Origin of the sequence: Pedobacter sp. (assembly GCF_045627485.1) — a bacterium.
GTDB lineage: Bacteria > Bacteroidota > Bacteroidia > Sphingobacteriales > Sphingobacteriaceae > Pedobacter.
The window spans coordinates 1-25,641 of sequence record NZ_JAZQNU010000021.1; the positions used below are offsets into that span (position 1 = coordinate 1).

Here is a 25,641-nt window from a genome sequence, read left to right on the forward strand (position 1 = left end):
GGATCAATATCCAGGGGATTTTATATGTTGAGCTAACTGAGTTTAAGACCTGCGTCTTCTATCACCGCCAGCACTACTTCCGCCTTCTCGTCTTCCGCCACCGCTTCTTTCCTCACGGCTTCTGCCAGAGAAATCTTTGAATCCGCCACCAGCGTTTCCACCTTCGCGTCTTCCAGCACCGCCTTCACGACGACCGCCTCCACCGTAACTTCTTCTTTCGCCGCCACCGCCGCCGAAACTGCGTTTTCTTTCGCCGCCGCCTCTACTTTCCGCTGCATCACCAGATTTTTCAATCCTTACACTGCGGTTGTTGAATTGTACGTTGTTGAAATTGCTGAATAAAGCATCGACGCTTGAGTCTTCAACTTCGAAGAATGAATAAACACCTTTAAGATCAATCTTTCCAATGCTTTTTCCGCTGATTTTACCGTTGTTACATACGAAAGATAATAAATCACCTCTAGTAAAGTCATCTACCGAACCTAAGTTGATAAACAAACGGGTATAACCTGCACTGTTTCTAGAACCACGCTCTCCACGCTCACCACGTTCGCCACGATCATCTGCAGATGCATTTAAATCAGGAGCGTTTTTGTAGTAATCTAAAAAGCGGTTAAACTCTAAAGATGCAAAACGTTTGATCACGTCTTCTTTGCTTAATTCAGCAAATTGTTCCATGATCCGTGGAATATATTGATCGATTTGTGCTTCGTTTACTTCAACTGTATTTACTTTATGAACTAAAGAGAACAATTGTTTTTCACAAACATCAAAACCTGTAGGTAATTCTGCTTTGGTAAATTGTTTACCAATGATTCTTTCGATCTGACGTATTTTGCCAATTTCTTTAGAATTGATGATACAGATAGAGATACCAGTTTTACCTGCACGACCAGTACGGCCAGAACGGTGGGTATAACTCTCGATTTCATCAGGTAAAGAATAGTTAATTACGTGAGTAACGTTGTTTACATCGATACCACGGGCAGCTACATCAGTTGCAATTAATAATTGCATGTGTCTGTCGCGGAACCGTTGCATTACTTTATCACGTTGTTGTTGAGATAAATCTCCGTGCAATGCATCAGCATTGTAACCATCTTTGATTAAGTGCTCAGCAACATCCTGCGTGTCCATTTTGGTTTTACAAAATACAACAGCAAAAATTTCCGGGTTAAAATCTACGATACGTTTAAGTGCAGCGTATTTATCTCTGGCGCGTACTACATAGTACTCGTGTTCGATATTTACGTTACCTGTGTTTTTTGTACCCATAGTCAACTCAATAGGGTTGTCCATGTAGTTTTTAGCTATTCTTCTTACCTCAGGAGGCATTGTAGCGGAGAATAACCAAGTTTTTTTATCATCTGGTGTAGTAGACAAAATATCATTAATGTCTTCCTGGAAGCCCATGTTCAACATTTCGTCAGCCTCGTCTAAAACTACATATTTCACATTTGAGAAATCTATAGCCTTACGGCCAATAATGTCTAACATACGGCCCGGTGTAGCCACAACTATTTGTACACCGATTCTGATCTCACGTAATTGCTGCATGATGTTTGCACCACCGTAAACGGCAACAACATTAGCACCTGAGATGTTTTTTGAGAAATTCTTGATGTCACTGGTAATCTGTAGGCAAAGCTCTCTCGTAGGGCATAAAATCAACGCCTGAGGCTTATTGCTTTTAAAGTCTATCAATTCTAACAGCGGCAAGCCGAATGCGGCTGTTTTTCCTGTACCAGTTTGGGCCAAACCAACAAAATCGTTAACGCCCTCTAAGAGTACAGGAATACTTTGTTCCTGAATAGGTGTTGGATTTTCGAAACCTAAATCCGTTACAGCATTAACAACGTCATCACTTATCCCCAATAATTTAAATGGGTTTGTCATGTATTATTTAATTAAGCCGCAAAGGTAGCGATTTTAATTAGGTTTTCTTTTATGCATATTAAAATAATAGGTGTCAGGCTACCAGTAACTTAGCGAAGTCTGTCGGCAGATTTAATCAACTGCTCGTCATTTTTGATGCCTCGTAACGCTAAAAAATTAAAAATAATGGCTAGAATTGGCATAAAAGCCCCGGCATTGTAAGCTACACCTTCCATTCCTCCTGGCAAATGCTGCGCCATCTGGCTGATCCAGAAACTTAGAGCAACTGTTAAAATGATAACCACATTACAAATTCTTTTTTGTAATGTCCTATTTCTGAAGCTAAAAATATTTGCAAAGGTTAAAATAGCCAGTGCAATAGTGCTGATCATTAAAGCCATAAATCCTTCCACTTTAATTGTTCCCGTGGTCGCTTTTTGATACAATCCACTTACCAATACCCAATATTCGGTGTTGTTACTCATTTTGGTAACTACAGGCAAAATGATTAAAAGGAATAAAGCAAGGCTGGCTAAAAAAAGCCATATAGATTGTACTCTTTGTATCATATCAGTTTATTTTTCCAGCAAATATATTAAAAGGCATAGACTAAGCAATTACAATTATAAGAAGTGTAATTAGAAAGATTAACTTTGTGGTATTGGATACGCAGCGTTTTTTTATAGAATTGGCCTACAACGGCACACCTTATCATGGCTGGCAGATACAGCCCAACGCCCTCACCGTGCAGGAATGTCTGGATAAGGCTTTATCGGTATTTTTTAGGCAACCGGTAATCACCTTAGGTTGCGGCAGAACCGATACCGGTGTTCACGCCACACAGTTTTATGCGCACTTTGACCTGCTTGCTGAACCTGACCTCGCAGTAGAACAGAAAGTAAACAGCATTAATTCGCTTTTGCCTTATACCATTGCCATCAAAAGGGTCTTTAAAGTAGATAGCGATGCACATGCCCGCTTTCATGCCGTATCACGTGCCTACCAGTACCACCTACATTTTCATAAAGATCCTTTCAAATTAGACCGCTCCTGGTTATATAAAGGACCGCTGGATGTGGACACTATGAACGAAGCGGCAAAGTTAATTTCAACTTATACTGATTTCTCCTGCTTCAGTAAATCCAACACACAAACCTTTACCAATAATTGCAAAATTACCGAAGCCTATTTTGAAAAAACGGGCGATGCCCTGGTGTTTACCATACGTGCAGATCGCTTTCTGAGAAACATGGTGAGGGCAATTGTAGGCACTTTAATCAGGGTGGGTAAAAAAGAAATAAATTTGGTAGAACTGGCACAAATTCTGGAAAGTAAAGACAGGCGCAATGCCGGTCAGTCAGTTCCTGCTTGTGGTTTATATTTAGTCAAAGTAGATTATCCTTTTGTAACAGCCGATGTCTAAGATAACTGGAGAAGCGTTTAATGTCGGTTTACTGAGGAGGGTTTTTCAGTATGTGAAACCTTACCGCAAAATATTCGTCTGGTCGGTTATCCTTACCTTGTTGTTAGCCGTCATGGCGCCCGTGCGTCCATACCTTATTAAGTATACGGTAGATAATTTTATAATGACCGGCGATTACAACAACCTGGTGATCTTTACCCTGATCATGCTGGTCTTGCTGGTTTTACAAAGTGGTATACAATATAGTCACACTTTATTAACAAATATACTGGGGCAATCGGCTATTAAAGATTTACGGGTTGATGTGTTTAACCACATCACAAAACTGCGGCTGAAGTATTTTGATAAAACACCGATCGGCCAGTTGATTACCCGTACCGTTTCAGATCTGGAAACCATTTCTGATATTTTTTCTGAGGGTTTGATCGTCATCATTGGCGATATCCTGCAGGTGGCTGCCATTATAGCCGTCATGTTTTATTCAGATTGGGAGCTCAGTATTGTGGTATTATTACCTATGCCCTTGCTTATCGTGGCCACTTCCAAATTTCAGAAGGCCATAAAGTCGGCCTTCCAGGAAATACGTACAGAAGTTTCTAACCTCAATACCTTTTTACAGGAACATATTTCAGGCATTGCCATTATCCAGTATTTCGCTAGAGAGGAGCAGGAGTTTAAGAAATTCAAGCAGATTAATTCGCGCTATCGCGATGCTAACATACGGTCTAACTGGTATTATTCCATATTCTTTCCTGTTGTAGAAATTATATCAGCCTTATCTATGGGATTGTTGGTGTGGTGGGCAGCAAAAAGTATATTAACCAGTCCAATGAACGTAACTCCGGGTACCATCCCTGAGTTCCTGCTGTACATCAGCATGCTGTTCCGCCCCATCCGCGAGCTTGCAGATAAATTTAATACCCTCCAAATGGGGATGGTAGGAGCCGAAAGGGTTTTTAATGTATTAGACAATAACGAAATTACGGTTAATAACGGCACTTATGCTCCGGCGAAAATGAAGGGGGCCATCAGCTTTGAAAAGGTGTGGTTTGCATATAACGATGATAACTTTGTGTTGAAAGACATTTCATTCGACGTGAAAGCCGGACAAACTGTTGCACTGGTTGGTGCAACGGGGGCTGGTAAATCATCTACGATCAATATTCTTAACCGCTTTTATGAGATAAAAAAAGGGACAGTGAAGGTGGATGGCGTTAATATCGACGACTATGAACTGGGGTACCTTCGTGGTAAGATTGCTACCGTATTACAGGATGTGTTTCTTTTTTCCGATACCATCTTTAATAACATTACCCTGAACGATCCTGACATTACCATGGAAGAAGTGGTTGATGCAGCAAAAAAAGTGGGTGCTCATGATTTTATTGAGCGTTTGCCTGGTGGCTACCAGTATAATGTGATGGAACGCGGGTCTACTTTGTCGGCGGGCCAGGCACAGTTGATTTCTTTCATTCGCGCACTGGTGTTTAACCCCTCTATTCTTGTGTTAGACGAGGCCACATCGTCTGTAGATACGGAAACAGAAATCATGATTCAGCGGGCTATTGATAACCTGATGTTTGGCCGTACAGCCATTGTGATTGCACACCGTTTATCGACCATCCAGAAAGCCGACCTGATAATCGTATTGGACAAAGGGGAAATAAAAGAAAAAGGCACGCATCAGGAGTTATTGAAACTGAATGGTTTTTACAAAAAATTATACGATCTACAGTTTAATTCAGTAGGAATCACCGGATAAATTTGGCATTCCATATCAATTAACTTAGATTTGCAAACAAAAAATTATAGATACATGAGTGTTTTAGTAAATAAAGATTCAAAAGTTATTGTTCAGGGTTTTACAGGAAATGAAGGCACATATCATGCTTCTCAGATGATAGAATACGGAACTAACGTTGTAGGTGGTGTAACGCCAGGAAAAGGTGGACAAACCCATTTAGATAAGCCGGTATTCAACACAGTTAAAGATGCTGTTGATCAGGCTGGTGCCAATGTATCTATTATTTTTGTTCCTCCCGCTTTTGCTGCTGATGCCATTATGGAAGCTGCGGAAGCTGGAATTAAAGTTATTGTTTGTATTACTGAAGGTATCCCAACAAAGGATATGATTCAGGTAAAAGAATATATTTCTGGTAGAGACTGCCGTTTAATCGGCCCTAACTGTCCAGGAATCATTACTGCTGATGAAGCTAAAATTGGTATTATGCCAGGTTTTATCTTCAAAAAAGGTACTGTAGGTGTGGTTTCTAAATCAGGAACATTAACCTATGAAGCCGTTGACCAGGTTGTTAAAGCTGGAATGGGGATCACTACAGCCATCGGTATTGGTGGAGATCCTATCATTGGTACAACCACAAAAGAAGCTGTTGAAATGTTAATGAACGATCCTGAAACTGAAGGTATCATCATGATTGGTGAAATTGGTGGTGGTATGGAAGCAGAGGCAGCCCTTTGGATTAAAGAACATGGTACTAAGCCAGTAGTTGGTTTTATCGCTGGTCAGACTGCGCCTCCGGGACGTAGAATGGGGCATGCTGGTGCTATTGTTGGTGGTGCTGATGATACAGCTGCTGCAAAAATGAAAATTATGGCAGAGTGTGGTATCACCGTTGTGGAAAGTCCTGCTGAAATTGGTGAAGCTATGGCTGCATTATTGAAAAAATAAGGTTAATTAAATCGTAACCATTTGTGAAAAGGATGTCTGAAAAGACATCCTTTTTGCGTTTATAAACATTTGTGATAAGGCATATTGAATCCATCTCAGATTCATTCAGCGTCACACTAGAGGCTGTCCTTAATTTTACATTTCCCTGCAAACTTTATGTTCACGGATCTCGTATATTAGTGTACAAATTATTTTAATATAATGAGTAAAATTAGCAACAGCCTTTGGGTGATGTTAAGTGTTTTCTTTTTAACAAGTTTTACCGCTTGTGCGCAAAAAGAACAACGCGAGCAGCCGCCTGTTAAAAACGCAAAAAATATGGAGTGGAACAAATTAACTAAAGAAGAAGAAGACGTAATTGTACGTAAAGGTACAGAATATCCAGGCACGGGTGCCTTGTTAAATAACAAAGAAAAGGGAACTTATGTGTGTAAAAGATGTAATGCACCATTATATACTTCGGAGTCTAAATTTGAATCCCATTGTGGATGGCCAAGTTTCGATGACGAGATTAAAGGGGCCGTTTTAAGAGTAGATGATGCAGATGGTATGCGTACAGAAATTGTATGTGCCAATTGTAAAGCTCACCTTGGACACGTATTCCTGGGAGAAGGTTTTACCGCTAAAAACACACGTCATTGTGTAAATTCTATATCGATGAATTTTGTGCCTGCATCACAATAATACACAGGTTTTTAATCGAACTTGCAGCCCGCTGATATCCTCAGTGGGCTGTTTTTTTTGTTAACCGGTTAGTTTTCTTATCTTTGGTGTTTCACCAACTTAAGTTTATATGAAGTATTGTTTACTTTTAATGAGTATGTTCTTGTTCATACAGGTTCGTGCACACGAAGAAAAAACAGAAAAGGATACACCGAAAGTTCGTACGAAAACGGGTTTAGCCACCTATTACCACCGAAAATTTGAGGGTCGCAGAACCTCTAGTGGTAAAAAATACCGGGCTGAAAAATTAACTGCTGCACACCGCACACTTCCTTTTGGCACCATCGTTACCGTAACTAACCTCAGCAACGGTAAAACCATTGATGTGGAGATTAACGATAGAGGCCCCTTTACCAAAAGATATATCATAGATGTTTCTGAAAGCGCTGCAAAATATTTAGGCATTTTCGGAAAAGGCCATTCCAAGGTAGAAATCAGTTACGATCTCTCGGGCGTGTAATCTCTTTTTCGCAACTCCGTTGTTCTCAGAAAATTAAAAATATTACAGCCCTTTTTTCAAAATCAGCATTTTCAACTTACGTTAAACGGCAAGTTTAGCAGGTAATTTATATGTCACTTTCTTTTGTGATTGTGGATAAAATAAGAGTGTTGTTAACAACTTTGATGGGCAAACAGTAGGTGGTAATTTTATCTTTGTTATACAGAGAAAGGCAGATATTTTACAGGTATGCCACAGCTCAAAAATGAACTTTTTATTATCCATAAACTCTTTAAAATAAAATTATGCAGGAAGAAGAATTGCTATTAAGAGAAAATAAAGACCGTTTTGTTCTTTTACCAATTAAGTACCCGGAAATCTGGGAAATGTATAAAAAGAGTGAAGCTAGTTTTTGGACAGCTGAAGAAATTGACTTGTCTGACGACCAAAAGCATTGGGATAATTTAAATGATGGTGAGCGTCATTTTATCTCACATATTCTTGCCTTTTTCGCTGCCAGTGACGGGATTGTTAACGAAAACCTGGCCGTTAATTTTATGAGTGAAGTGCAGCTTCCAGAAGCGCGCTGTTTCTATGGTTTCCAGATTATGATGGAAAACATTCACTCTGAGACCTATGCCTTATTAATCGATACTTATATTAAAGATCCGGAAGAAAAAGACCGCTTGTTCCATGCCGTAGAAACTGTTCCTTGCGTGAAACGTAAAGCAGACTGGGCTTTACGCTGGATTGAAGGTGGTAGTTTTGCGGAACGCCTGGTTGCTTTTGCTGCCGTAGAAGGAATCTTCTTTAGCGGTAGTTTCTGCTCCATCTTCTGGTTGAAAAAACGTGGTTTAATGCCAGGGCTAACCTTTAGCAATGAGTTAATTTCCAGAGATGAAGGTATGCATTGCGAATTTGCCTGTCTGCTTTACAAAATGCTTGAGAATAAACTAAGTGAAGAAGTGGTGCAGGGAATCATTAAGGATGCTGTCGAAATAGAAAAAGAATTTGTTACTGATGCGCTACCGGTTGCTTTAATCGGCATGAACGCCAAATTGATGTCGCAATACATTGAATTTGTTGCCGACAGGTGGTTACAAGAATTGGGTTATTCAAAAATCTATCATGCAACAAACCCGTTCGATTTTATGGAAATGATTTCCTTACAAGGTAAAACCAATTTCTTTGAGAAACGTGTTGGTGATTATCAAAAAAGTGGGGTATTGACCTCATCGGAAGACAAAGCATCCGCTTTCTCTTTGGATGACGATTTTTAGTCAGTCAACACGTTATATAACTAATTAAAAAACTGGTGCCTTTAACCGGATAACCTTTAAAGGCATAAAAAATATATTAATACTATGTTTGTACTAAAAAGAGACGGCCGCAAAGAAGCGGTAAGATTCGATAAAATCACCGCCCGCATTGAAAAATTGTGCTATGGCTTTAACCCTGAATTGGTTGATCCGATTGATGTAGCTAAAAAGGTAATTGAAGGTTTGTATGATGGTGTAACCACCTCAGAGCTGGATAACCTTGCTGCAGAAACCGCCGCCTCTTTAACCACAAAACATCCTGATTATGCCTTGCTTGCATCGCGTATTGCGGTATCCAACCTGCATAAAAACACCACCAAGTCGTTTTCAAAAACGATGGAAATGTTGTACAACTACATCGACTCTAAAACTGGTAAATCGGCATCTTTAATTGCTGATGATGTTTGGGAAGTTATTAAAGCCAATGCAGATATTTTAGACAGTACCATTATTTACGATAGAGATTTCGGCTTTGATTACTTCGGTTTCAAAACCCTGGAGAAATCATATCTGTTAAAAATCGAAGGTCAGATTGTAGAACGTCCTCAGCACTTGTTTATGCGTGTGTCTGTAGGGATCCACAAAGAAGATATTGAAAGTGCTATTGCAACTTACAATTTGATGAGTGAGCGATGGTTTACCCATGCCACACCAACCTTGTTTAATGCGGCAACACCGAAGCCACAAATGTCTTCCTGCTTTTTATTAACCATGCAGGATGATAGCATTGAAGGGATCTATGATACTTTAAAACAAACGGCTAAAATTTCACAAAGTGCAGGAGGTATTGGCCTAAGTATCCACAACATCAGGGCAACAGGTTCTTATATTGGCGGAACCAATGGTACCAGCAATGGTATTGTACCCATGCTTAAAGTGTTTAATGACACGGCACGTTATGTAGATCAGGGTGGAGGTAAACGTAAAGGTGCTTTTGCCATTTACTTGGAGCCATGGCATGCTGATGTATTTGCATTTTTAGACCTGCGTAAAAACCATGGTAAGGAAGAAATGCGTGCACGTGACTTGTTCTACGCCTTATGGATTTGTGATTTATTCATGAAACGTGTGGAAGAAAATGGCGAATGGAGTTTATTCTGTCCTCATGAAGCACCAGGTTTAGCAGATTGTTTCGGTGCTGAGTTCGACGAGTTATACACCCGTTACGAGCGTGAAGGCCGTGCAAGAAAAACCATTAAAGCACAAGAGCTTTGGTTTGCTATCCTGGATTCGCAAATTGAAACCGGTACACCTTATTTATTGTATAAAGATGCCGCTAACAGCAAATCTAACCAGCAGAACCTTGGAACAATCAAAAGTTCTAACTTGTGTACAGAGATTATTGAATACACTGCAAAAGACGAAGTTGCCGTATGTAATCTAGCTTCTTTAGCTTTACCAAGATATGTAATCAATGGTGAGTTTGATCACCAGAAATTGTATGACGTTACTTACCAGGTAACTGTTAACCTGAACAAGATAATCGATCATAACTACTACCCGGTAGATGAGGCTAAAAACTCTAACATGCGTCACAGGCCAGTTGGTTTAGGCGTTCAGGGTTTAGCTGATGCTTTTATTTTACTGCGTCTTCCTTTTGAAAGTGATGAGGCGAAAAAATTAAACAAAGAGATCTTTGAAACGATCTATTTTGCTGCCATGAATGCGTCGCATGACTTGGCCGTGAAACATGGTCCATACCAAACTTTCGAAGGTTCACCTTTATCGAAAGGGCAGTTCCAGTTTGATCTTTGGAATGTTAAACCAGACAGCGGCCGTTGGGATTGGGAAACATTACGTGAAAAGGTAGTGAAAGATGGTGTGTATAACTCTTTATTAGTAGCACCAATGCCTACGGCTTCTACCTCACAAATTTTAGGTAATAACGAATGTTTTGAACCCTATACTTCTAACATTTATACCAGAAGGGTGTTAAGCGGGGAATTTGTTGTGGTAAACAAACACTTGTTAAAAGACCTTGTTGCCTTAGGATTGTGGAATACCGCAATGAAAGACAGAATCATTTTAGCGAATGGTTCAATCCAGCACATTGACGAGATTCCTGATTACATCAAAGACCTGTATAAAACAGTATGGGAAATTAAAATGCGTAGCATTATTGACATGGCTGCAGATCGCGGTGCTTACATTTGCCAGTCACAATCTCTTAACTTGTTTATCAATGCCCCAAATACGTCTAAACTGACTTCAATGCACTTCTATGCATGGAAGAAAGGACTAAAAACAGGTATGTACTACTTGCGTACACAAGCTGCTTCCCAAGCCGTGAAGTTCACCGTAGAAAATCAGGCTGGTAAAAATATGGAGCCTATTATTCCGGCGCATATTGAGGAAAGTGCAGAGGAAATTGTAGACGGTCCAGTTTGTTCAATGGAAGAAGGTTGCATTAGCTGCTCTGGCTAAGCCATTCTTAATAAAATTTAAAGGAGTAAGATTCGTTTCTTACTCCTTTTTTTATGCCTTACCTTTGACTTAATGGTAAAACATGAAATCATCTCCTGCGAACGTTGCCATACAAGGGTGGAGTGTAAGGCCAATGCATCGTTAAAGTGCCAGTGTAATGCTGTACAATTAAACCTGAATGAGGTGCAATACATCAGTGAGCTTTACGAGGGATGCCTATGTGCGGCTTGTTTACGGGATTTACAGCTCGAATACCAGGAAAGTATCTGATCGGCAAGCAATCGGCTGCAAACAAAAATTTTCTATTAACTTTGCGTTTCAAATATTCTGAACATGGCAAAAGTACAAGTTGGATTGGTACAGATGAGCTGTACCGCTAATAAACAAGAAAATTTAGATAAAGCAGTCGTTAAGATTCGCGAGATCGCTGCGCAAGGTGCACAGATAGTTTGCCTGCAGGAATTATTTACCTCCCTTTATTTTTGTGACGAAGAAGATTATACCAATTTTCAATTAGCAGAAGCCATTCCGGGCCCGTCTACCGACGTGCTTTCTAAAGTTGCTGCAGAACTTAATGTAGTTATTGTAGCCTCCTTATTTGAGAAACGTGCTGAAGGTTTATATCACAACACCACCGCTGTTTTAGACGCTGATGGAACTTATTTAGGGAAATACCGTAAAATGCACATCCCGGATGATCCTGGGTTCTATGAGAAATTCTATTTCACTCCTGGTGATTTAGGCTATAAAGTATTCAAAACAAAGTTTGCTAAAATAGGTGTATTGATTTGCTGGGACCAATGGTATCCTGAAGCTGCACGTTTAACCGCTTTGATGGGTGCCGATTTCCTGTTTTACCCTACCGCTATTGGCTGGGCTACTACACAGGATGAGGGAACCAATACCGAGCAGTATAATGCATGGCAGACTATACAACGATCGCATGCTATTGCGAACGGTGTTCCTGTAGTAAGTGTAAATCGTGTAGGTGATGAAGCCGGCGTTACCTTCTGGGGTGGATCTTTTGTGTCCAATCCTTTTGGAACCATTTTATACCAGGCACCACATCTGGAAGAAGTATTAAAAGTAGTGGAACTCGACCTGTCTAAATCAGACAGCTACCGCACACACTGGCCTTTTTTACGCGACAGACGTATTGACAGTTATTCACAGATTACAAAAAGATATATTGATGACGAATCTATTTAAGGATACGCCTAAGCAGTTGGGTTACACCTTTCCTGCAGAGTGGGCTCCCCATGAAGCAACCTGGTTAAGCTGGCCACATAAAGAGGCATCATGGCCAGGTAAGCTGGAAACGATTTACAAACCTTACTGTGAGTTCATTAAGGTGGTTGCGGAAGGCGAAAAGGTTCGGATTAATGTAAATGACGCGGCCACAAAAGCTTTTGCTGAGGCAGAATTACAGAAAGTAGGTGCCGATCTGACAAACATTGAGTTTTATTTTAACCCAAGCAATGATGCCTGGTGTCGTGATCATGGTCCGGCATTTCTGCTTAATTCAGATCATACTAAAAAGGCGGTAATCGATTGGGGTTATAATGCATGGGGTGATAAATATCCCCCATACGACCTCGATGATGTCATTCCAACCAAAATTGCCGAACACTTTAAGTTGCCTTTATTTAATCCCGGCATCGTGATGGAAGGTGGTTCTGTAGAGTTTAATGGCGCAGGGACCATATTAACTACCACGGCTTGTCTGTTAAATGAAAACCGTAATCCCAATCTGAATAAAGCACAGATTGAGCAATATTTGATGGATTTTTATGGTGCAGAACAGGTGCTATGGTTAGGTGATGGCATTGTTGGCGACGACACCGACGGCCATATTGATGACATTACCCGTTTTGTAAATAAAAACACGGTGCTTACCGTAGTAGAAAGCAATCCAGAGGATGAAAACTACTATATTTTGCAGGAGAATCTGGAACTGCTTAAAGCCATGCATTTACCTGATGGCGAAGCTTTAAACATTATAACGTTGCCTATGCCGTCGCCGGTGATCTTTGAAGATACCCGTTTGCCTGCATCCTATGCGAATTTTTACATCGCAAACCATGCCGTAGTGGTTCCTACATTTAGAGATGCCAACGATAGCATTGCGCTCGATATTATTCAGCAGGCATTTCCAGACCGAAAAGTTGTAGGAATCGATTCTACCGACATAATCTGGGGATTAGGCAGCTTCCATTGTTTAAGTCAGCAGGAACCAGCAATCCAACCCATTTTAACACCAGCTATATAAAATACCTCATACATGAAATTACTAGAAGGAAAAACCGCACTGATTACGGGTGCATCTAAAGGAATAGGCCGTAAAATAGCAGAGAAATTTGCTGAGCAGGGTGCTAATGTTGCTTTTACCTATTTATCGTCAGTTGAAAAGGGCGAAGCCCTGGAGCAGGAATTGCAGGCTTATGGTACCAAAGTTAAAGGTTACCGTTCTGATGCTTCGAAATTTGACCAGGCAGAGCAATTAATCACAGCGATCGTAGCCGACTTCGGTACACTTGATATTGTAGTTAACAACGCTGGTATTACTAAGGATGGCCTTTTGATGCGCATGAGCGAAGAGAACTTTGATGATGTAATCAATGTGAACCTGAAATCTGTGTTTAATGTTACAAAAGCGGCATCAAAAATCATGATGAAAAACCGCAAAGGGGTATTTATCAACATGAGTTCTGTAGTAGGGGTTCAGGGTAATGCTGGTCAGACTAATTATGCCGCTTCTAAAGCAGGTATCATCGGTTTCTCTAAATCGGTAGCCAAAGAATTAGGTTCGCGTAATATTCGCGCTAACGTAGTTGCCCCAGGATTTATCCGTACCGAAATGACTGACGTTCTTGATCCTAAAGTGGTACAGGGATGGGAACAGGGTATTCCTTTGAAAAGGGCAGGCGAGCCGGAAGATGTGGCTAACGTATGCGTTTTCCTTGCCTCCGACATGAGTGCCTATGTAACCGGGCAAGTATTGTCGGTTTGCGGCGGAATGCTTTAATCCACAAATACTTAGGTGAAAAAGTATATTTAATAATTTAAATTTTAATCCTATATTAAGCCACTGTTTTAATAATTAACAGTGGCTTAATGTGTTTAAACAAGATGTAGTAAATTTCATCGTTTATTAAATGAGTATAGATAATCATATTATAGAAAGAAATAATGTTCGTGTCATTGGACAGGGCCAGCAGACGTTAATGTTTGCTCATGGGTTCGGCAACGATCAAAACAGCTTTAACGCTATTATACCTCCGTTTGAGGAAGATTATAAGATTGTATTATTTGACTATGTTGGTGCCGGGCAGTCTGACCTTTCCGCCTATGATGAGCAACGATATAGAACACTCCATGGTTTTGCTATGGATGTTATTGAGATATGCCATGCACTAAACCTTCATGATGTCATATTCATTGGCCATTCTGTAAGCAGCATGATCGGTGTACTTGCCGCAGAGCAAGAACCTTCCATATTCCAGAAACTTATTTTTATTGGTCCCTCACCTCGCTATATTAATGAGGAAGGTTATCACGGCGGAATAGATCTTAACGATCTTGAAGACCTGCTGGCGGTGATGGACAGTAATTACCTGGGGTGGTCAAGCACCATGGCGCCTGCTATTATCGGTAACCCCGATCGCCCTGAGCTTGGTCAGAGACTCACGGCTTCGTTTCAGGCCGCCGAACCTGGCATAGCAAAAAACTTTGCCAAGGTTACTTTCTACTCAGATTACAGGGACAAATTACCATTGCTTAAAGTGCCAAGCCTTACGATACAGGGACAGGATGATGTGATTACCTCTGTGAGGGTAGCTCAGTATGTTCACCAGCATACGCCCGGAAACCAACTGGTGATTTTGGATTCTTCTGGCCATTGCCCACATTTAAGTGACCCCGAAGCAGTAATTTCAGCTATTAAAAACTTCATTTAGTATGATTAATAATGCATAGCCGCGATCTTCCCGCTACCCCGACCGACGAATTCATTAATGCAGAGTTCCTGTATCAGCACGCACCCTGCGGTTATGTATCTTTTGATGCACAGGGAAAGATTATCCGCATCAACGAAACGTTTTGTCTGTGGTTAGGGCTGAATAGCGCAGACTGTAGCGATAAGTACTTTAGCTCCTTATTAAACACAGCGGGGGCCATGTACTTCCAGATGGTTATTAATCCGATGTTATACCAGCATGAAATGGCCAATGAAGTAAATTTTAAATTTAGCAATGGCCAGGAACAATTTGATGGCCTGTTCAATGCGGTAGCGTATAAAAACGCGCAGGGAGAAATTGTTGTCATCAATGCTACGGTACATAAAATAACCAACCGGAAGAAGTATGAGCAAGACTTGCTGCAGGCCAAACATGAGGCGGAACAAGGCAAAAAGAAGTTTGAATTCTTGTCAAATAGTATTCCTAACTTAATTTGGACGGTTTTACCCTCTGGAGAAGTGAGCTTCGTTAATCAGCGACTTATAGATTATTATAAGCAGGACGACCTCAATTGGTACACCCAGTTATCCGGTTTTCCGGAAGAGAGCAGGGTGGTAGTTAAAAAAGCTTGGGATCAAAGCTTTGAAAAAGGCACCAGCTTAGACTTTGAAGTCAAATTGATTAACCTGGAAGGAAAACCGGAGTGGTTTCTATTTAGGATGGAACCTTTTAGGAATGAACAGGGTACCATAGAATTGTGGATAGGTGCTGGAACTACCATACATAAAAATAAAGTCCTGGAATTAGCTAAACAATCACAGTTATCACTAAACCTTTTTACAGCCAATAAAACCATCAATGAGAACAAAGGGATGTTTACGAAGATTGCTTTTGACCAGTCGCACATGATCAGGAAACCATTAGCCAATATCATGGGGCTCATTCCATTACTTCAGGAAGAGAAGTTTTCGGATGAGGGCCTTTATGTGATCAAATGTCTTGTGGAAAGTGTGGAGGAATTGGATTTTCTGGTAAAAAAGGTGGTCACGCAGACAAAAACAACCTAACCTAATCTTTAGGGGCTGCCTTAATGATTACAAAAACGTCTTCATTAGATTTTTTCATGAAATACTTTTCCCGGGCAAACTTTTCGGCAGTTTTAAGGTTGGTATTCAACTCGTTTAAATCTTTCTTCACCTTAGCAGTTTCTTCGGTATAAAAATCCTTTTCTTCCTGCAGTTTATTTACTTCTGTTCTAAATTCATATTGCGATAACATGTCGTTTTTGTCAAAAAACAGCATCCATACCACAAATGCTGCGGTAGCGATAAAATATTTATTGCGACAAAGTTCGAGTAATCGGCTCATGATAGACAAATATAACTAAAAAGCAATAAAAAAATCCCTGCCTGGTTAAAGGTAGGGATTTTTCTAATTAAAATCCAGTGGCTGGAATAGCCGCCGGATACAAATATTTACTTCTTTAAAAATTTAAAGTCTTTACCGATAAAACGTCCGGCATTACCAAGTTCTTCTTCAATACGTAATAACTGGTTATATTTTGCAATCCTGTCAGAACGTGAAGCAGATCCTGTTTTGATCTGGCCACAGTTTAACGCTACCGCTAAATCAGCAATGGTGGTATCTTCAGTTTCACCACTTCTATGGCTCATTACAGAAGTATAACCATTGTTTTGTGCTAAGGTTACCGCATTGATGGTTTCTGTTAATGAACCGATCTGGTTAACTTTTACCAAAATGGAATTAGCAATGTTATTATCAATACCTTGTTGAAGGCGTTTTACGTTGGTTACAAACAAGTCGTCACCTACAAGCTGTACTTTATCGCCTATGGCTAAAGTTAACGCTTCCCATGCAGCCCAATCATCTTCATCTAAACCATCTTCGATGGAAATAATCGGGTACTTGCTTGCCCAATCCACCCAGTAGTTCACCATTTCATCAGAGCTTAATTTCTCGCCCGATGATTTATGGAAGTTATAGGTTTTTGTTTTTGAATCATACATTTCTGACGCTGCAGCATCCATAGCAATCCAGATGTCTTTTCCAGGTGTAAAACCTGAAGCTTCAATGGCGGTTAACACCGTTTCAATAGCTTCAACGTTCGAACCGATGTTTGGTGCAAAACCACCTTCATCACCTACGTTAGTAGAATAGCCTTTTTTCTTAAGAACCGTTTTCAGGTTATGGAAAACCTCAGTACCCATTTGCAAAGCCTCAGAGAAACTTTTTGCACCTAAAGGCATGATCATAAATTCCTGGAAATCAATTTTGTTATCCGCATGTGCACCACCGTTTAAGATGTTCATCATTGGAACTGGTAAAGTGTTTGCATTAACACCACCGATATAACGGTATAAAGGTTGTCTGCTTTCCTGTGCTGCAGCTTTTGCCACGGCAAGAGAAACACCTAAAATAGCGTTAGCACCTAAATTTCCTTTATTTTCAGACCCATCAAGGTCGATCATTAGTTTGTCAATCAGGTTTTGTTCGAAAACATCAACACCCTGAAGTTCTTTGGCAATTTTACTATTTACGTTGTCAACGGCCTTTAATACACCTTTGCCCATGTAGACTTTATTGTCTCCATCTCTTAATTCCACAGCTTCATGTTTACCAGTGCTGGCTCCAGATGGAACGGCTGCACGGCCCATGTTACCGTTTTCTGTTACTACCTCTACTTCAATTGTAGGATTTCCTCTGGAATCAAGGATTTGCCTTGCATGAACATCAATAATTAAACTCATTTTTATTAGTTTTAAGGTTAAATATGTCTTAGTGTATATAATACAATTACTAAGCGCATACCCAAAGTTAAAATAATTTTTAAACTATCATTGGAAATCCCAAAATTACTCCCATTTAAATACCTTAACAGCGACCGAATAAACCACTATTCCCCATATTAACAGGATGAATATTTGGAACTTAACGTCCCATAGACCTGCGCCTTCAAAGGCGATTAACCGCATGGCATCATTCAGATAAGTCAGGGGAAGTGCCTTGCTGATTGGCTTCAGCCATTCCGGAAAAGCTTCTATCGGAAAAAATGTTCCGGACAGGAGAAATTGGGGCAAGGTTACAATGTTGGATATCGGTGGAATAGTGCTTTCACTTTTTGCAATTCCTGACACCACGAAGCCGAAGCCCATAAATACAATAATTCCGATAATAGCCAGCAGAAGCATATTTATTACCGTGATCACGCCATGGATGAGCGTAAAATCAAAAAATATACGCCCGACGATTATAATAAATAAGGCGCCCAGCAGCGAGAACCCAATTCTTGCTAAAGCTTCGCCCAACACAATACTGGAGCGTTTTACCGGTGTGGCAAAAAAGCGCTTGATCACAAGGGTTTGACGTAGGTTAAAGAATACAAAAGCGGTTCCAAATACGCCTGTACTTAACAAGGCAAAGCCAAGCTGGCCGGGTAATATAAAATCAATGGTGCGGTAAATCCTGCCTGTTACGGTGGTTTCATGTAATTCGGCAACTGTTGGTTTTACGTCGCGGGTATTAAGCGTTAAGAGCAGGTTATTGAGTAAAGATTTTAAGATGCTGGCCTCATCAACAGAAGCTGCGGTATAGGTGACGTTGGTGATGTAAGCGGGTTTGCCAGCGGGATTTTTTTCCACAGCAATGGATGCATCAATACTACCTTTTTCAAGGGCCGTTTGAATTTCAGCAGGCGTTTTATCAGTACTCAGGCGTATTACCTGCATTTTCTGTAATTCTTCAATTACCGGATTATCAACATCTGATCCAGGCACTACAGCAAGGTCTATTTTCACACCGCCGCCGCTCATGAACCCGAAAACCAGGATAAATATAAGAGGAAAAGCAAGGGTGAAAATTACCGCTGAAGGACTGCGCATAATAGACCTGAAACTTGCTTTTGCCAAAGCCAGGGTAGCTTTGGTGTTATTGTAAGGTTTACTCATTTGTTATGGGGTTATCCTTCGCGCCATTCCTGGCCGGTCAGGTTAATAAATACATCTTCCAGGTTGGCTTTTTTCACTTCTTTTTTACGTTCAAAACCACTGGCCACCAAGTTGTCTATTAAGTTATCAGGGGAGTCAACAGCAATGATGCGCCCGTTTTCCACAAAAGCTACACGATCACAAAGTTGCTCCGCCTCGTCCATGTAATGGGTAGTGAGTACCACAGTGGTTCCCTGATCGCGGATGCCTTTAATTAAATCCCATAAATTGCGGCGTGCCTGTGGATCCAGTCCGGTGGTCGGTTCATCCAGAAAAACAATTTTTGGAGAATTAATCAGGGTAGTGGCGATGGAAAAACGTTGTTTCTGTCCACCCGAAAGCGCTTTATATTTTGCTTTAGCCTTGTCCTGAAGGTTTACCTTGGCCAGCATGTCCATAGGACTTACGTCCATTCCGTACAGGCCAGAAAACAGTTCTAGCAATTCAACCAGGTTCAGGTTGGGGTAATAACCCGCCGCCTGTAATTGTACCCCTATAATTTGTTTAATTTGCTGGGCGTGTTTATCCACAGAATAACCATCTACCAAAATCTCACCTGAGGTCTTTTGCCTCAAAGTTTCGATAATCTCCAGGGTAGTGGTTTTACCGGCGCCGTTTGGCCCCAGCAAGCCAAAGATCTCGTTCTCATAAACATCAAAACTAATGCCCTGTACGGCTTTGAAGTCTTCGTACTGCTTAACCAGGTCCCTGACACTTATTATGGTTTTTCTTTTATCCATGGTATAAAAATAAAAGGTTTTAAGGGTAAGTAAATAAACTTCTCCTTAAAACCAGTATCATGTTGTAAGACGTTATGTTGTTATTACCAGGCTAGTTCGCCTTTGATCATATCAACAAAGTCATCAAATAAGTAACGTGAATCATGTGGGCCAGGTGATGATTCCGGGTGGTACTGTACCGAGAATGCTTTTTTACCTTTAACACGAATTCCTTCAATGGATTGGTCGTTCAAATTGATGTGGGTAATTTCAACTTTATCAGAGTTTTTCACTTCATCAGGGATCACACCGAACCCGTGGTTTTGTGAAGTTACTTCACATTGGTTTTTGATGATATTTTTAACCGGGTGATTTAAACCTCTGTGGCCGTTAAACATTTTCATGGTACCGATGCCGTTGGCCTGCGCCAAAAGCTGGTGACCTAAACAAATGCCGAACATCGGTTTGTCTGCTGCTAAAATTTCTTTTACCGTATCAATTGCATAAGGCATGGCTGCTGGATCGCCTGGGCCATTGGATATAAAATAACCATCAGCACCCCATTTGTCCATTTCTTCAAAAGAAGTTTTAGCCGGGAAAACCTGTACATAAATATCTCTGTCGTCGAAATTACGAAGGATGTTCTTCTTAATACCCAAATCTAAAGCGGCGATTTTATAAGTCGCATCTGGTGATCCATGGAAATAAGCGTTGTCGGTAGATACCTGTGATGATAATTCCAGTCCGTCCATAGAAGGCACCTCTTCCAGTTTCTTTTTTAGTTCCTCAACATCAGTAATTTCTGATGAAATGATAGCGTTCATGGCGCCTTTATGTCTAATGTGACGCACTAAAGCACGTGTATCAATGTCGGAAATACCGACAATGTTTTCTTCTTGAAAGTAGTCTTGGATAGATCCGGAAGCCTCTTTACGGCTGTAACCAATGTTGTAGTTTTTACAAACCAAACCGGCTATTTTAATAGATTCAGATTCACCCTCTTCCTGATGTATACCATAGTTTCCAATATGTGCATTGGTGGTTACCATGATCTGTCCAAAATAAGACGGGTCAGTGAAAATCTCCTGATAACCTGTCATACCTGTATTGAAACAAATTTCGCCAGTGGTGGTACCGATTTTTCCAGCTGCTTTCCCGTGAAATACGGTTCCATCAGCCAATAACAAGATCGCAGGTAACTTGATGTAGTTAGTCATGATAATATAAATCAGAAATTAGATTGAAAAAAGAAAAAAAATGGAGGGATATAGTAGTGGAACTACTGCATTTTGTGTTAACAAGTGTGTTGTTAGGTAACCCGTGCATTTCGGGATACAAAGATAAGTGTTTGAGAGGGAAATTCAATATTTTTTTTAATACAAGTAATAACGACTATTTTTCAATTGTAAAACTTAATTTTGTTACCTAAAAATTCATAGAAATGTCCATAAATAAAGAAGTTAAACGCATTACTACACATACACTTCAGGCCATGAAAGACAATGGTGAGAAGATTGCTATGCTCACCGCCTACGACTATTCGATGGCTACTATCCTTGGTGATGCTGGCCTGGATGTATTATTAGTAGGCGATTCGGCCTCGAATGTGATGGCTGGTCATGAAACGACTTTACCTATTACCCTTGATCAGATGATATATCATGCTCAGAGTGTTGTAAGGGGAGCAGGACGTGCGTTTGTGGTTGTTGATCTTCCTTTTGGAACCTACCAGGGTAATTCTAAGGAAGCATTAAACTCTGCCATTCGCATCATGAAAGAATCTGGTGCGCACGGTGTAAAACTGGAAGGCGGACAGGAAATTGTAGAATCGTTACAACGTATTATTACCGCGGGCATTCCGGTAATGGGCCATTTAGGCTTAACTCCACAGTCTATCTATAAATTTGGTACCTATACCGTAAGAGCCAAGGACGAATTAGAAGCAGAGAAGTTAAGAAGTGATGCTTTAATTTTACAAGAAGCTGGCTGTTTCTCTGTGGTTTTAGAAAAGATTCCTGCTAAACTTGCCAAAGAAGTATCCGAAAGCCTGCTTATCCCTACAATCGGTATTGGTGCAGGGCCTCATTGCGATGGACAGGTATTGGTAGTTAATGACATGATTGGTTTAACCAAAGGTTTCAAACCTCGTTTCTTACGCCAGTACATGGACCTTTACGAAGGTATTAAAGGTGCTGCAGAATCATATATTAAAGACGTTAAAGGGAAAGATTTTCCTAACGAAAAAGAACAATACTAATGCCGGTAAGCGAGAAAGATATACTTTTTGAAGACAATCATTTAATTGCAGTTAATAAACGTGCAGGTGATATTGTGCAGGTGGATGAAACTGGTGATGAATCGCTGGATGAGATGGTTAAAAAATACATAGCCATCAAATACAATAAACCCAATGAAGTTTTTCTGGGTGTTATGCACCGCTTAGACCGACCGGTAAGTGGCGTCATTCTCTTTGCACGAACCAGCAAAGCCTTGTCACGAATGAACGATGTGTTCAAAAACCGTGAGGTTAAAAAAACATATTGGGCAGTGGTTCGCAATAAACCAGCTGCTCTTTCTGGTACGTTAGTTCATTATTTGTTAAAAAATACACAGAAAAACGTGGTTACTGCACATGCCAAAGAAGTTCCGGGCAGCCAGCGTGCAGAACTCAGCTACAAGCTTATTGGAGAATTAGGTGGTTATTACCTGCTGGAAGTTGATCCCCTAACCGGTAGATCACACCAGATCCGGGTGCAATTGGCCTCCATGGGTTGCCCTATCGTGGGCGATAATAAATATGGCTATCCTCGTGGCAGTCGTAAAGGCAGTATATGCCTACATGCGCGCAAGCTTCAGTTTATCCATCCGGTTAAAAAAGAACCCGTTACCATATTTGCAAAACTCCCTGTAGACGGCTTTTGGGAGCGTTTTGAGAATTTCTAAACTACCTACAAACAATTTTTTCGAGTACGATACCGTTGGTGTCGTACTTTCTTAATTCGTCAGGGCCGAAACCTTCAATCAATTTGTCTTCTTGTTTTAAAAAGGCTACAGGTCGTTGGGAAGTAACCCCCTCCGAGGCAAAAGTGTAATCGAGCAAGATGGTATCGCCCTTGATTTTACCCACTACACGACCTTCATTTCTATCTTTTTCAAATAAATTATACGTTAACCTTCCAGTTATAGCAGTGCCTACCTGGCTCATGGTTAAAGATATGGTATCCCTGTTTTTAATATAGGTGTAACATGCATCTTCATTAGCCGTTAACTTGATTTCCTCCGCCGCGGTGTCAATTATAACATTATTTTCCGGTTTAGGATTACAGGCTGCCAACAGCGCGCTTAAGGCAATCAAGGCTAGTGCATGGTTTCTCATAGGGTTGTCGATCTTGTTGTTATAACAAATGAAAGGCCAAAAGGTTATGATGTAAATAGCTAAGCATCTGTAAGAGTAAAACGAATGCGTGAATTTAGTTAAAACCAGATCATGAAAAATCTGGACTTAAACATTCCAAAAAATACGACCCGTTTTTTATACCTTGGGCAATCCTGGTAAGCGGGCTGCACTGCTTGTGAACTTTAATAATAAATTGCACAATTTCTTCAACGGTATTTTGCCGTTTCATACATTTCGATGCTTAAGAAAACATACCCCTTCTGCAACAGCCACCACCGTTATTTGATGAAACAAGCACTGGGTGTATAAAAAAACTATTTAGCCTTATTAGTTTTAAAATGAACAGTATATTCTTTAAGCGGATATCCAGCCTGGGACTTGAATCCTTTGCCCGTAATTACAAAATTATAGTCTTTGTTTGGTGCTAAAGAAAGATTGACTTTGAAAGTTTTTCGATCTTCACTGAAACCAGTAATCTTGGTGAGTGGGAAATGCTCTTTGCCTCCTTCACCAAAAGAGATAGATTTTCCTGCTTCCATCGGTTGAGAAAAATTGAATGTTAATTCAGTTAAAGTTGTAGCCACGTCGGTTTTCAAATTAATGTCAGGTGATAGGTTTACAACATAAGGTCGCAGGGCTTCAAACTTTTTCAGCAATTCAGCTGGATTTAAAGGCTCAGCATAATATTTAGATGTTGTCAAAAAATCGAGTACTTGCAATGAGTCTTGGTAGTTAAGCTCAATAATATCTTTTACAGCCTTTCTTTTGTTTGGTTGGTTTTTATAGTAAGATTTGCAAATAGTATATCCCATAAAGTAACCTAAATCCGCATATGCTGCGTTTGAGCCATTATACAACCAATTAGACGTTTCAGTACTGAACATATCAATTTTGAACAATTCCTTTAATTGAGCTTCGTGTTGCCTTCCATAAACTGTATAAGCACTGCTATCAATTTTTCCCGTCACCAGTTCGCTAATAAAGTCGGCTGAACCTTCCCTAATGCTCTGGGCCAGTAAAGTATGGCCGTTTAGTTTTTGTTGGGTATGAACGTACTCGTGAACATTTATGCTAACCAAATTAGCTTCCTTTTGATTTTCAAAAATATTTTTCAGCCAATCGCTCAATTCTGTAGCATCAGTTGCTTGGTCAGCCGTCGCGATTTCGGCTCCCACTAAAACCATATCATCTTTAGTTGTGCCACCAGAACGCAGCCCCCCGATAGTGAAGTACATCTTGGCAGCACGCATTTCCGGATAAAGTTTTCTAAACTGATTTATGCTTGCTTCAATAGCCTTAGCCTGCATTTTAGCTTGCAAGGTGTTTTTTCTTATGCTAGTCCAAAACTTGGGATATTTATTGATAAGTTCAACCCAAAGCTTTGCATCATAATCGCGAGCCTTCATAAAAGCTTGTAGCCCTACAGAGCCTTTATCTATATAGAGTTTTTGAATATACTGCCTTTGAATGAGCGTATCGGAAGTAGTCTTTGCGCTATCATAAGCTATCCAAAAATGGTCAATATCAGATGTAGAAACTTGAGATGTCTGAACATTCTGCGCTTTAGTTATTAAAGGAAAAAAGGCAAGGACTATAATTCGTAGAAGCTTCATATATTATATTTTCATATAAGACGAGAGCATTAGACTAAAGTTACCGGCAAGTGAAAAGAAATTTCTATATCCGCAAAATGCCCGGCTTGGTTTTGATAGAGTGAAACCTGGTATCTGGATAATCACCGTGGCTGTTGCAGAACTATCCTGTAATTTTATAAGGGTGATTCGTTGGTAGTTTGGAGCCCTGAGAATCTCTTAAAAGTAGAGTTATCCCGTTAGAGTAGCCTATAGCCAAATCTGAGGCAGTTGCCGCGACTTATTCGATAGCTTTTTTATTTCCCATGAGTTCTGCAACAGCCACGCTCGTTTTTTGATAATACATTGTTGCCCTGGAGTAATGCGATTGGACAAATAAATCTTTCCCTTATAAGCATGGTCAATTTATTATCTTTTTTGTTGATTCTCAAAAACCCATTCCATTAATCAAAGTCGTTTTAGCTGTTTGAGATAATGAGTTTTTGATAATAATATTTAGCACGAAAATAGGCAAAGCAGGGTGTAAGCTTTCTTGATAAATTGCAGAATTTCTTCTACGATACTGTTGCTGTTTTATTTAGATCTTCTTAAAAGTAGAAAGAATATTGATAATAAATTATCATCAGTTTTCAATACGAAAGCAAGTGTATATTTAAGAGCCTAATAGCGCTTAATAACTAATCACGCCCTATGGCTTTGTGAGAATACAAAACAGGGGTTGCCCTATGATGAGCAACCCCTGCGCAGGTTAATAACAAATCAAACGAATTACCACACCAGTGTAGCTGCGGCTCCCGCTTCTAAGCTAATGTGCTGGTATTTGCCCGCGTCCTTAATTTGGAAATGCTGGTCAGTACCGCTGGTGTTCATCACAATCAGTACTTTCTTTCCCTCTGGTGTTTTAAAAGCCACATTGGGTAAGGTGCTTAAGTTATTCGATGCAATACGTACCGAACCTGTCGGCACAAACTTCGACGCGTGGCCAATTACATAATAAGCCACATTTCTGCTCACACCTGGAGCGATGGTCAGGGCCCCCAAACAACTTACACAACCACCATCTGTATGCGGTCCGTAATTA

Annotated in this window: 25 protein-coding genes; 15 read left to right on the top strand and 10 right to left on the bottom strand. The window is 40.4% G+C overall.

All coding sequences use genetic code 11. From position 1 onward, the window contains the following. Positions 1–42 precede the first annotated feature (42 nt). Together ACR2F3_RS01780 and ACR2F3_RS01785 are read right to left on the bottom strand one after the other, a co-directional pair. Positions 43–1,896, bottom strand: coding sequence for a DEAD/DEAH box helicase (locus tag ACR2F3_RS01780; RefSeq protein WP_432708266.1), 1,854 nt, complete (start codon positions 1,894–1,896; stop codon positions 43–45). 89 nt (positions 1,897–1,985) lie between these two features. After that, positions 1,986–2,444, bottom strand: coding sequence for a DUF4293 domain-containing protein (locus ACR2F3_RS01785; RefSeq protein ID WP_432708267.1), 459 nt, complete (start codon positions 2,442–2,444; stop codon positions 1,986–1,988). A gap of 86 nt (positions 2,445–2,530) precedes the next feature. Between ACR2F3_RS01785 and truA the strand changes: the two genes are divergently transcribed. The 13 genes from truA to ACR2F3_RS01850 all read left to right on the top strand — a co-directional run bounded on the left by truA (position 2,531) and on the right by ACR2F3_RS01850 (position 15,915). Beyond that, on the top strand, positions 2,531–3,298 hold the full coding sequence (gene truA, locus ACR2F3_RS01790; protein WP_432708268.1) for a tRNA pseudouridine(38-40) synthase TruA: 768 nt from the start codon (positions 2,531–2,533) through the stop codon (positions 3,296–3,298). After that, on the top strand, positions 3,291–5,060 hold the full coding sequence (locus ACR2F3_RS01795; RefSeq protein ID WP_432708269.1) for an ABC transporter ATP-binding protein: 1,770 nt from the start codon (positions 3,291–3,293) through the stop codon (positions 5,058–5,060). Before truA ends, ACR2F3_RS01795 begins: the two co-directional genes overlap by 8 nt. Before the next feature lie 54 nt (positions 5,061–5,114). Beyond that, positions 5,115–5,987 carry a succinate--CoA ligase subunit alpha gene (gene sucD, locus ACR2F3_RS01800; protein ID WP_432708270.1) on the top strand — a complete coding sequence of 291 codons (873 nt, stop codon included), beginning with the start codon at positions 5,115–5,117 and terminating at the stop codon, positions 5,985–5,987. A gap of 201 nt (positions 5,988–6,188) precedes the next feature. Continuing rightward, positions 6,189–6,671 (top strand): methionine-R-sulfoxide reductase, encoded by a 483-nt coding sequence (locus ACR2F3_RS01805; protein WP_432708271.1) that lies wholly within the window; start codon positions 6,189–6,191, stop codon positions 6,669–6,671. 136 nt (positions 6,672–6,807) lie between these two features. Continuing rightward, the gene (locus ACR2F3_RS01810) at positions 6,808–7,170 is read left to right on the top strand and encodes a septal ring lytic transglycosylase RlpA family protein (protein WP_432708272.1); all 363 of its coding nucleotides are present in this window, start codon (positions 6,808–6,810) and stop codon (positions 7,168–7,170) included. A gap of 284 nt (positions 7,171–7,454) precedes the next feature. Beyond that, positions 7,455–8,429 (top strand): ribonucleoside-diphosphate reductase small subunit, encoded by a 975-nt coding sequence (locus ACR2F3_RS01815; protein ID WP_432708273.1) that lies wholly within the window; start codon positions 7,455–7,457, stop codon positions 8,427–8,429. Positions 8,430–8,513: 84 nt separating this feature from the next. After that, the gene (locus ACR2F3_RS01820; RefSeq protein WP_432708274.1) at positions 8,514–10,892 is read left to right on the top strand and encodes a ribonucleoside-diphosphate reductase subunit alpha; all 2,379 of its coding nucleotides are present in this window, start codon (positions 8,514–8,516) and stop codon (positions 10,890–10,892) included. Positions 10,893–10,964: 72 nt separating this feature from the next. Then, positions 10,965–11,162: a cysteine-rich CWC family protein gene (locus ACR2F3_RS01825; RefSeq protein WP_432708275.1), complete on the top strand. Its 198-nt coding sequence runs from the start codon at positions 10,965–10,967 to the stop codon at positions 11,160–11,162. Positions 11,163–11,225: 63 nt separating this feature from the next. Further along, a complete protein-coding gene (locus ACR2F3_RS01830) occupies positions 11,226–12,101 on the top strand; it encodes a carbon-nitrogen hydrolase (RefSeq protein WP_432708276.1) in 876 nt (291 codons plus the stop codon). Continuing rightward, positions 12,085–13,161, top strand: a complete 1,077-nt coding sequence (locus tag ACR2F3_RS01835; RefSeq protein ID WP_432708277.1) for an agmatine deiminase family protein — start codon at positions 12,085–12,087, stop codon at positions 13,159–13,161. The genes ACR2F3_RS01830 and ACR2F3_RS01835 overlap by 17 nt, the downstream gene beginning before the upstream one ends. A gap of 12 nt (positions 13,162–13,173) precedes the next feature. Then, complete coding sequence (gene fabG / locus ACR2F3_RS01840; RefSeq protein WP_432708278.1) at positions 13,174–13,917, top strand: 3-oxoacyl-[acyl-carrier-protein] reductase; 744 nt, start codon at positions 13,174–13,176, stop codon at positions 13,915–13,917. Between the two features lie 130 nt (positions 13,918–14,047). After that, on the top strand, positions 14,048–14,848 hold the full coding sequence (locus tag ACR2F3_RS01845) for an alpha/beta fold hydrolase (RefSeq protein ID WP_432708279.1): 801 nt from the start codon (positions 14,048–14,050) through the stop codon (positions 14,846–14,848). 11 nt (positions 14,849–14,859) lie between these two features. Next, the gene (locus tag ACR2F3_RS01850) at positions 14,860–15,915 is read left to right on the top strand and encodes a PAS domain-containing protein (protein WP_432708280.1); all 1,056 of its coding nucleotides are present in this window, start codon (positions 14,860–14,862) and stop codon (positions 15,913–15,915) included. Between the two features lies 1 nt (position 15,916). On the opposite strand, the gene ACR2F3_RS01855 is transcribed toward ACR2F3_RS01850, so the two are convergent. The 5 genes from ACR2F3_RS01855 to carA all read right to left on the bottom strand — a co-directional run bounded on the left by ACR2F3_RS01855 (position 15,917) and on the right by carA (position 20,788). Next, positions 15,917–16,216 (bottom strand): FtsB family cell division protein, encoded by a 300-nt coding sequence (locus ACR2F3_RS01855; protein WP_432708281.1) that lies wholly within the window; start codon positions 16,214–16,216, stop codon positions 15,917–15,919. A 107-nt stretch (positions 16,217–16,323) separates the two neighbouring features. Next, positions 16,324–17,616 carry a phosphopyruvate hydratase gene (eno, locus tag ACR2F3_RS01860; RefSeq protein WP_432708282.1) on the bottom strand — a complete coding sequence of 431 codons (1,293 nt, stop codon included), beginning with the start codon at positions 17,614–17,616 and terminating at the stop codon, positions 16,324–16,326. Positions 17,617–17,721: 105 nt separating this feature from the next. Next, positions 17,722–18,813, bottom strand: coding sequence for an ABC transporter permease (locus ACR2F3_RS01865; RefSeq protein ID WP_432708283.1), 1,092 nt, complete (start codon positions 18,811–18,813; stop codon positions 17,722–17,724). Positions 18,814–18,824: 11 nt separating this feature from the next. Continuing rightward, the gene (locus tag ACR2F3_RS01870; RefSeq protein WP_432708284.1) at positions 18,825–19,592 is read right to left on the bottom strand and encodes an ABC transporter ATP-binding protein; all 768 of its coding nucleotides are present in this window, start codon (positions 19,590–19,592) and stop codon (positions 18,825–18,827) included. A gap of 83 nt (positions 19,593–19,675) precedes the next feature. Beyond that, positions 19,676–20,788: a glutamine-hydrolyzing carbamoyl-phosphate synthase small subunit gene (carA, locus tag ACR2F3_RS01875; RefSeq protein ID WP_432708285.1), complete on the bottom strand. Its 1,113-nt coding sequence runs from the start codon at positions 20,786–20,788 to the stop codon at positions 19,676–19,678. A 224-nt stretch (positions 20,789–21,012) separates the two neighbouring features. On the opposite strand from carA, the gene panB reads away from it, so the two are divergent. Further along, positions 21,013–21,828 carry a 3-methyl-2-oxobutanoate hydroxymethyltransferase gene (gene panB / locus ACR2F3_RS01880; RefSeq protein ID WP_432708286.1) on the top strand — a complete coding sequence of 272 codons (816 nt, stop codon included), beginning with the start codon at positions 21,013–21,015 and terminating at the stop codon, positions 21,826–21,828. Beyond that, positions 21,828–22,514 (top strand): RluA family pseudouridine synthase, encoded by a 687-nt coding sequence (locus tag ACR2F3_RS01885; protein WP_432708287.1) that lies wholly within the window; start codon positions 21,828–21,830, stop codon positions 22,512–22,514. The genes panB and ACR2F3_RS01885 overlap by 1 nt, the downstream gene beginning before the upstream one ends. A gap of 1 nt (position 22,515) precedes the next feature. On the opposite strand, the gene ACR2F3_RS01890 is transcribed toward ACR2F3_RS01885, so the two are convergent. From ACR2F3_RS01890 to ACR2F3_RS01900, 3 genes are all read right to left on the bottom strand, one after another. Continuing rightward, a complete protein-coding gene (locus ACR2F3_RS01890; RefSeq protein ID WP_432708288.1) occupies positions 22,516–22,947 on the bottom strand; it encodes a hypothetical protein in 432 nt (143 codons plus the stop codon). A 335-nt stretch (positions 22,948–23,282) separates the two neighbouring features. After that, entirely contained in the window at positions 23,283–24,581 is a 1,299-nt protein-coding gene (locus tag ACR2F3_RS01895) for a DUF2268 domain-containing putative Zn-dependent protease (RefSeq protein ID WP_432708289.1), read from the bottom strand. A gap of 747 nt (positions 24,582–25,328) precedes the next feature. Further along, positions 25,329–25,641: glycoside hydrolase family 30 beta sandwich domain-containing protein (locus ACR2F3_RS01900; RefSeq protein ID WP_432708290.1), on the bottom strand; the 313-nt coding region annotated here is incomplete at its 5' end.

What these genes read in the sequence shown, in the direction of transcription:
- ACR2F3_RS01780 (WP_432708266.1), bottom strand. Translation starts at nt 1,896, where the DNA reads ATGACAAACCCATTTAAATTATTGGGGATAAGTGATGACGTTGTTAAT.
- fabG (WP_432708278.1), top strand. Translation starts at nt 13,174, where the DNA reads ATGAAATTACTAGAAGGAAAAACCGCACTGATTACGGGTGCATCTAAA.
- ACR2F3_RS01810 (WP_432708272.1), top strand. Translation starts at nt 6,808, where the DNA reads ATGTTCTTGTTCATACAGGTTCGTGCACACGAAGAAAAAACAGAAAAG.
- ACR2F3_RS01820 (WP_432708274.1), top strand. Translation starts at nt 8,514, where the DNA reads ATGTTTGTACTAAAAAGAGACGGCCGCAAAGAAGCGGTAAGATTCGAT.
- ACR2F3_RS01825 (WP_432708275.1), top strand. Translation starts at nt 10,965, where the DNA reads ATGGTAAAACATGAAATCATCTCCTGCGAACGTTGCCATACAAGGGTG.
- ACR2F3_RS01870 (WP_432708284.1), bottom strand. Translation starts at nt 19,592, where the DNA reads ATGGATAAAAGAAAAACCATAATAAGTGTCAGGGACCTGGTTAAGCAG.
- ACR2F3_RS01865 (WP_432708283.1), bottom strand. Translation starts at nt 18,813, where the DNA reads ATGAGTAAACCTTACAATAACACCAAAGCTACCCTGGCTTTGGCAAAA.
- ACR2F3_RS01845 (WP_432708279.1), top strand. Translation starts at nt 14,048, where the DNA reads ATGAGTATAGATAATCATATTATAGAAAGAAATAATGTTCGTGTCATT.
- ACR2F3_RS01785 (WP_432708267.1), bottom strand. Translation starts at nt 2,444, where the DNA reads ATGATACAAAGAGTACAATCTATATGGCTTTTTTTAGCCAGCCTTGCT.
- ACR2F3_RS01835 (WP_432708277.1), top strand. Translation starts at nt 12,085, where the DNA reads ATGACGAATCTATTTAAGGATACGCCTAAGCAGTTGGGTTACACCTTT.
- carA (WP_432708285.1), bottom strand. Translation starts at nt 20,788, where the DNA reads ATGACTAACTACATCAAGTTACCTGCGATCTTGTTATTGGCTGATGGA.
- eno (WP_432708282.1), bottom strand. Translation starts at nt 17,616, where the DNA reads ATGAGTTTAATTATTGATGTTCATGCAAGGCAAATCCTTGATTCCAGA.
- sucD (WP_432708270.1), top strand. Translation starts at nt 5,115, where the DNA reads ATGAGTGTTTTAGTAAATAAAGATTCAAAAGTTATTGTTCAGGGTTTT.
- ACR2F3_RS01815 (WP_432708273.1), top strand. Translation starts at nt 7,455, where the DNA reads ATGCAGGAAGAAGAATTGCTATTAAGAGAAAATAAAGACCGTTTTGTT.
- ACR2F3_RS01805 (WP_432708271.1), top strand. Translation starts at nt 6,189, where the DNA reads ATGAGTAAAATTAGCAACAGCCTTTGGGTGATGTTAAGTGTTTTCTTT.
- ACR2F3_RS01895 (WP_432708289.1), bottom strand. Translation starts at nt 24,581, where the DNA reads ATGAAGCTTCTACGAATTATAGTCCTTGCCTTTTTTCCTTTAATAACT.
- ACR2F3_RS01890 (WP_432708288.1), bottom strand. Translation starts at nt 22,947, where the DNA reads ATGAGAAACCATGCACTAGCCTTGATTGCCTTAAGCGCGCTGTTGGCA.
- ACR2F3_RS01850 (WP_432708280.1), top strand. Translation starts at nt 14,860, where the DNA reads ATGCATAGCCGCGATCTTCCCGCTACCCCGACCGACGAATTCATTAAT.
- panB (WP_432708286.1), top strand. Translation starts at nt 21,013, where the DNA reads ATGTCCATAAATAAAGAAGTTAAACGCATTACTACACATACACTTCAG.
- ACR2F3_RS01795 (WP_432708269.1), top strand. Translation starts at nt 3,291, where the DNA reads ATGTCTAAGATAACTGGAGAAGCGTTTAATGTCGGTTTACTGAGGAGG.
- ACR2F3_RS01855 (WP_432708281.1), bottom strand. Translation starts at nt 16,216, where the DNA reads ATGAGCCGATTACTCGAACTTTGTCGCAATAAATATTTTATCGCTACC.
- ACR2F3_RS01830 (WP_432708276.1), top strand. Translation starts at nt 11,226, where the DNA reads ATGGCAAAAGTACAAGTTGGATTGGTACAGATGAGCTGTACCGCTAAT.
- ACR2F3_RS01885 (WP_432708287.1), top strand. Translation starts at nt 21,828, where the DNA reads ATGCCGGTAAGCGAGAAAGATATACTTTTTGAAGACAATCATTTAATT.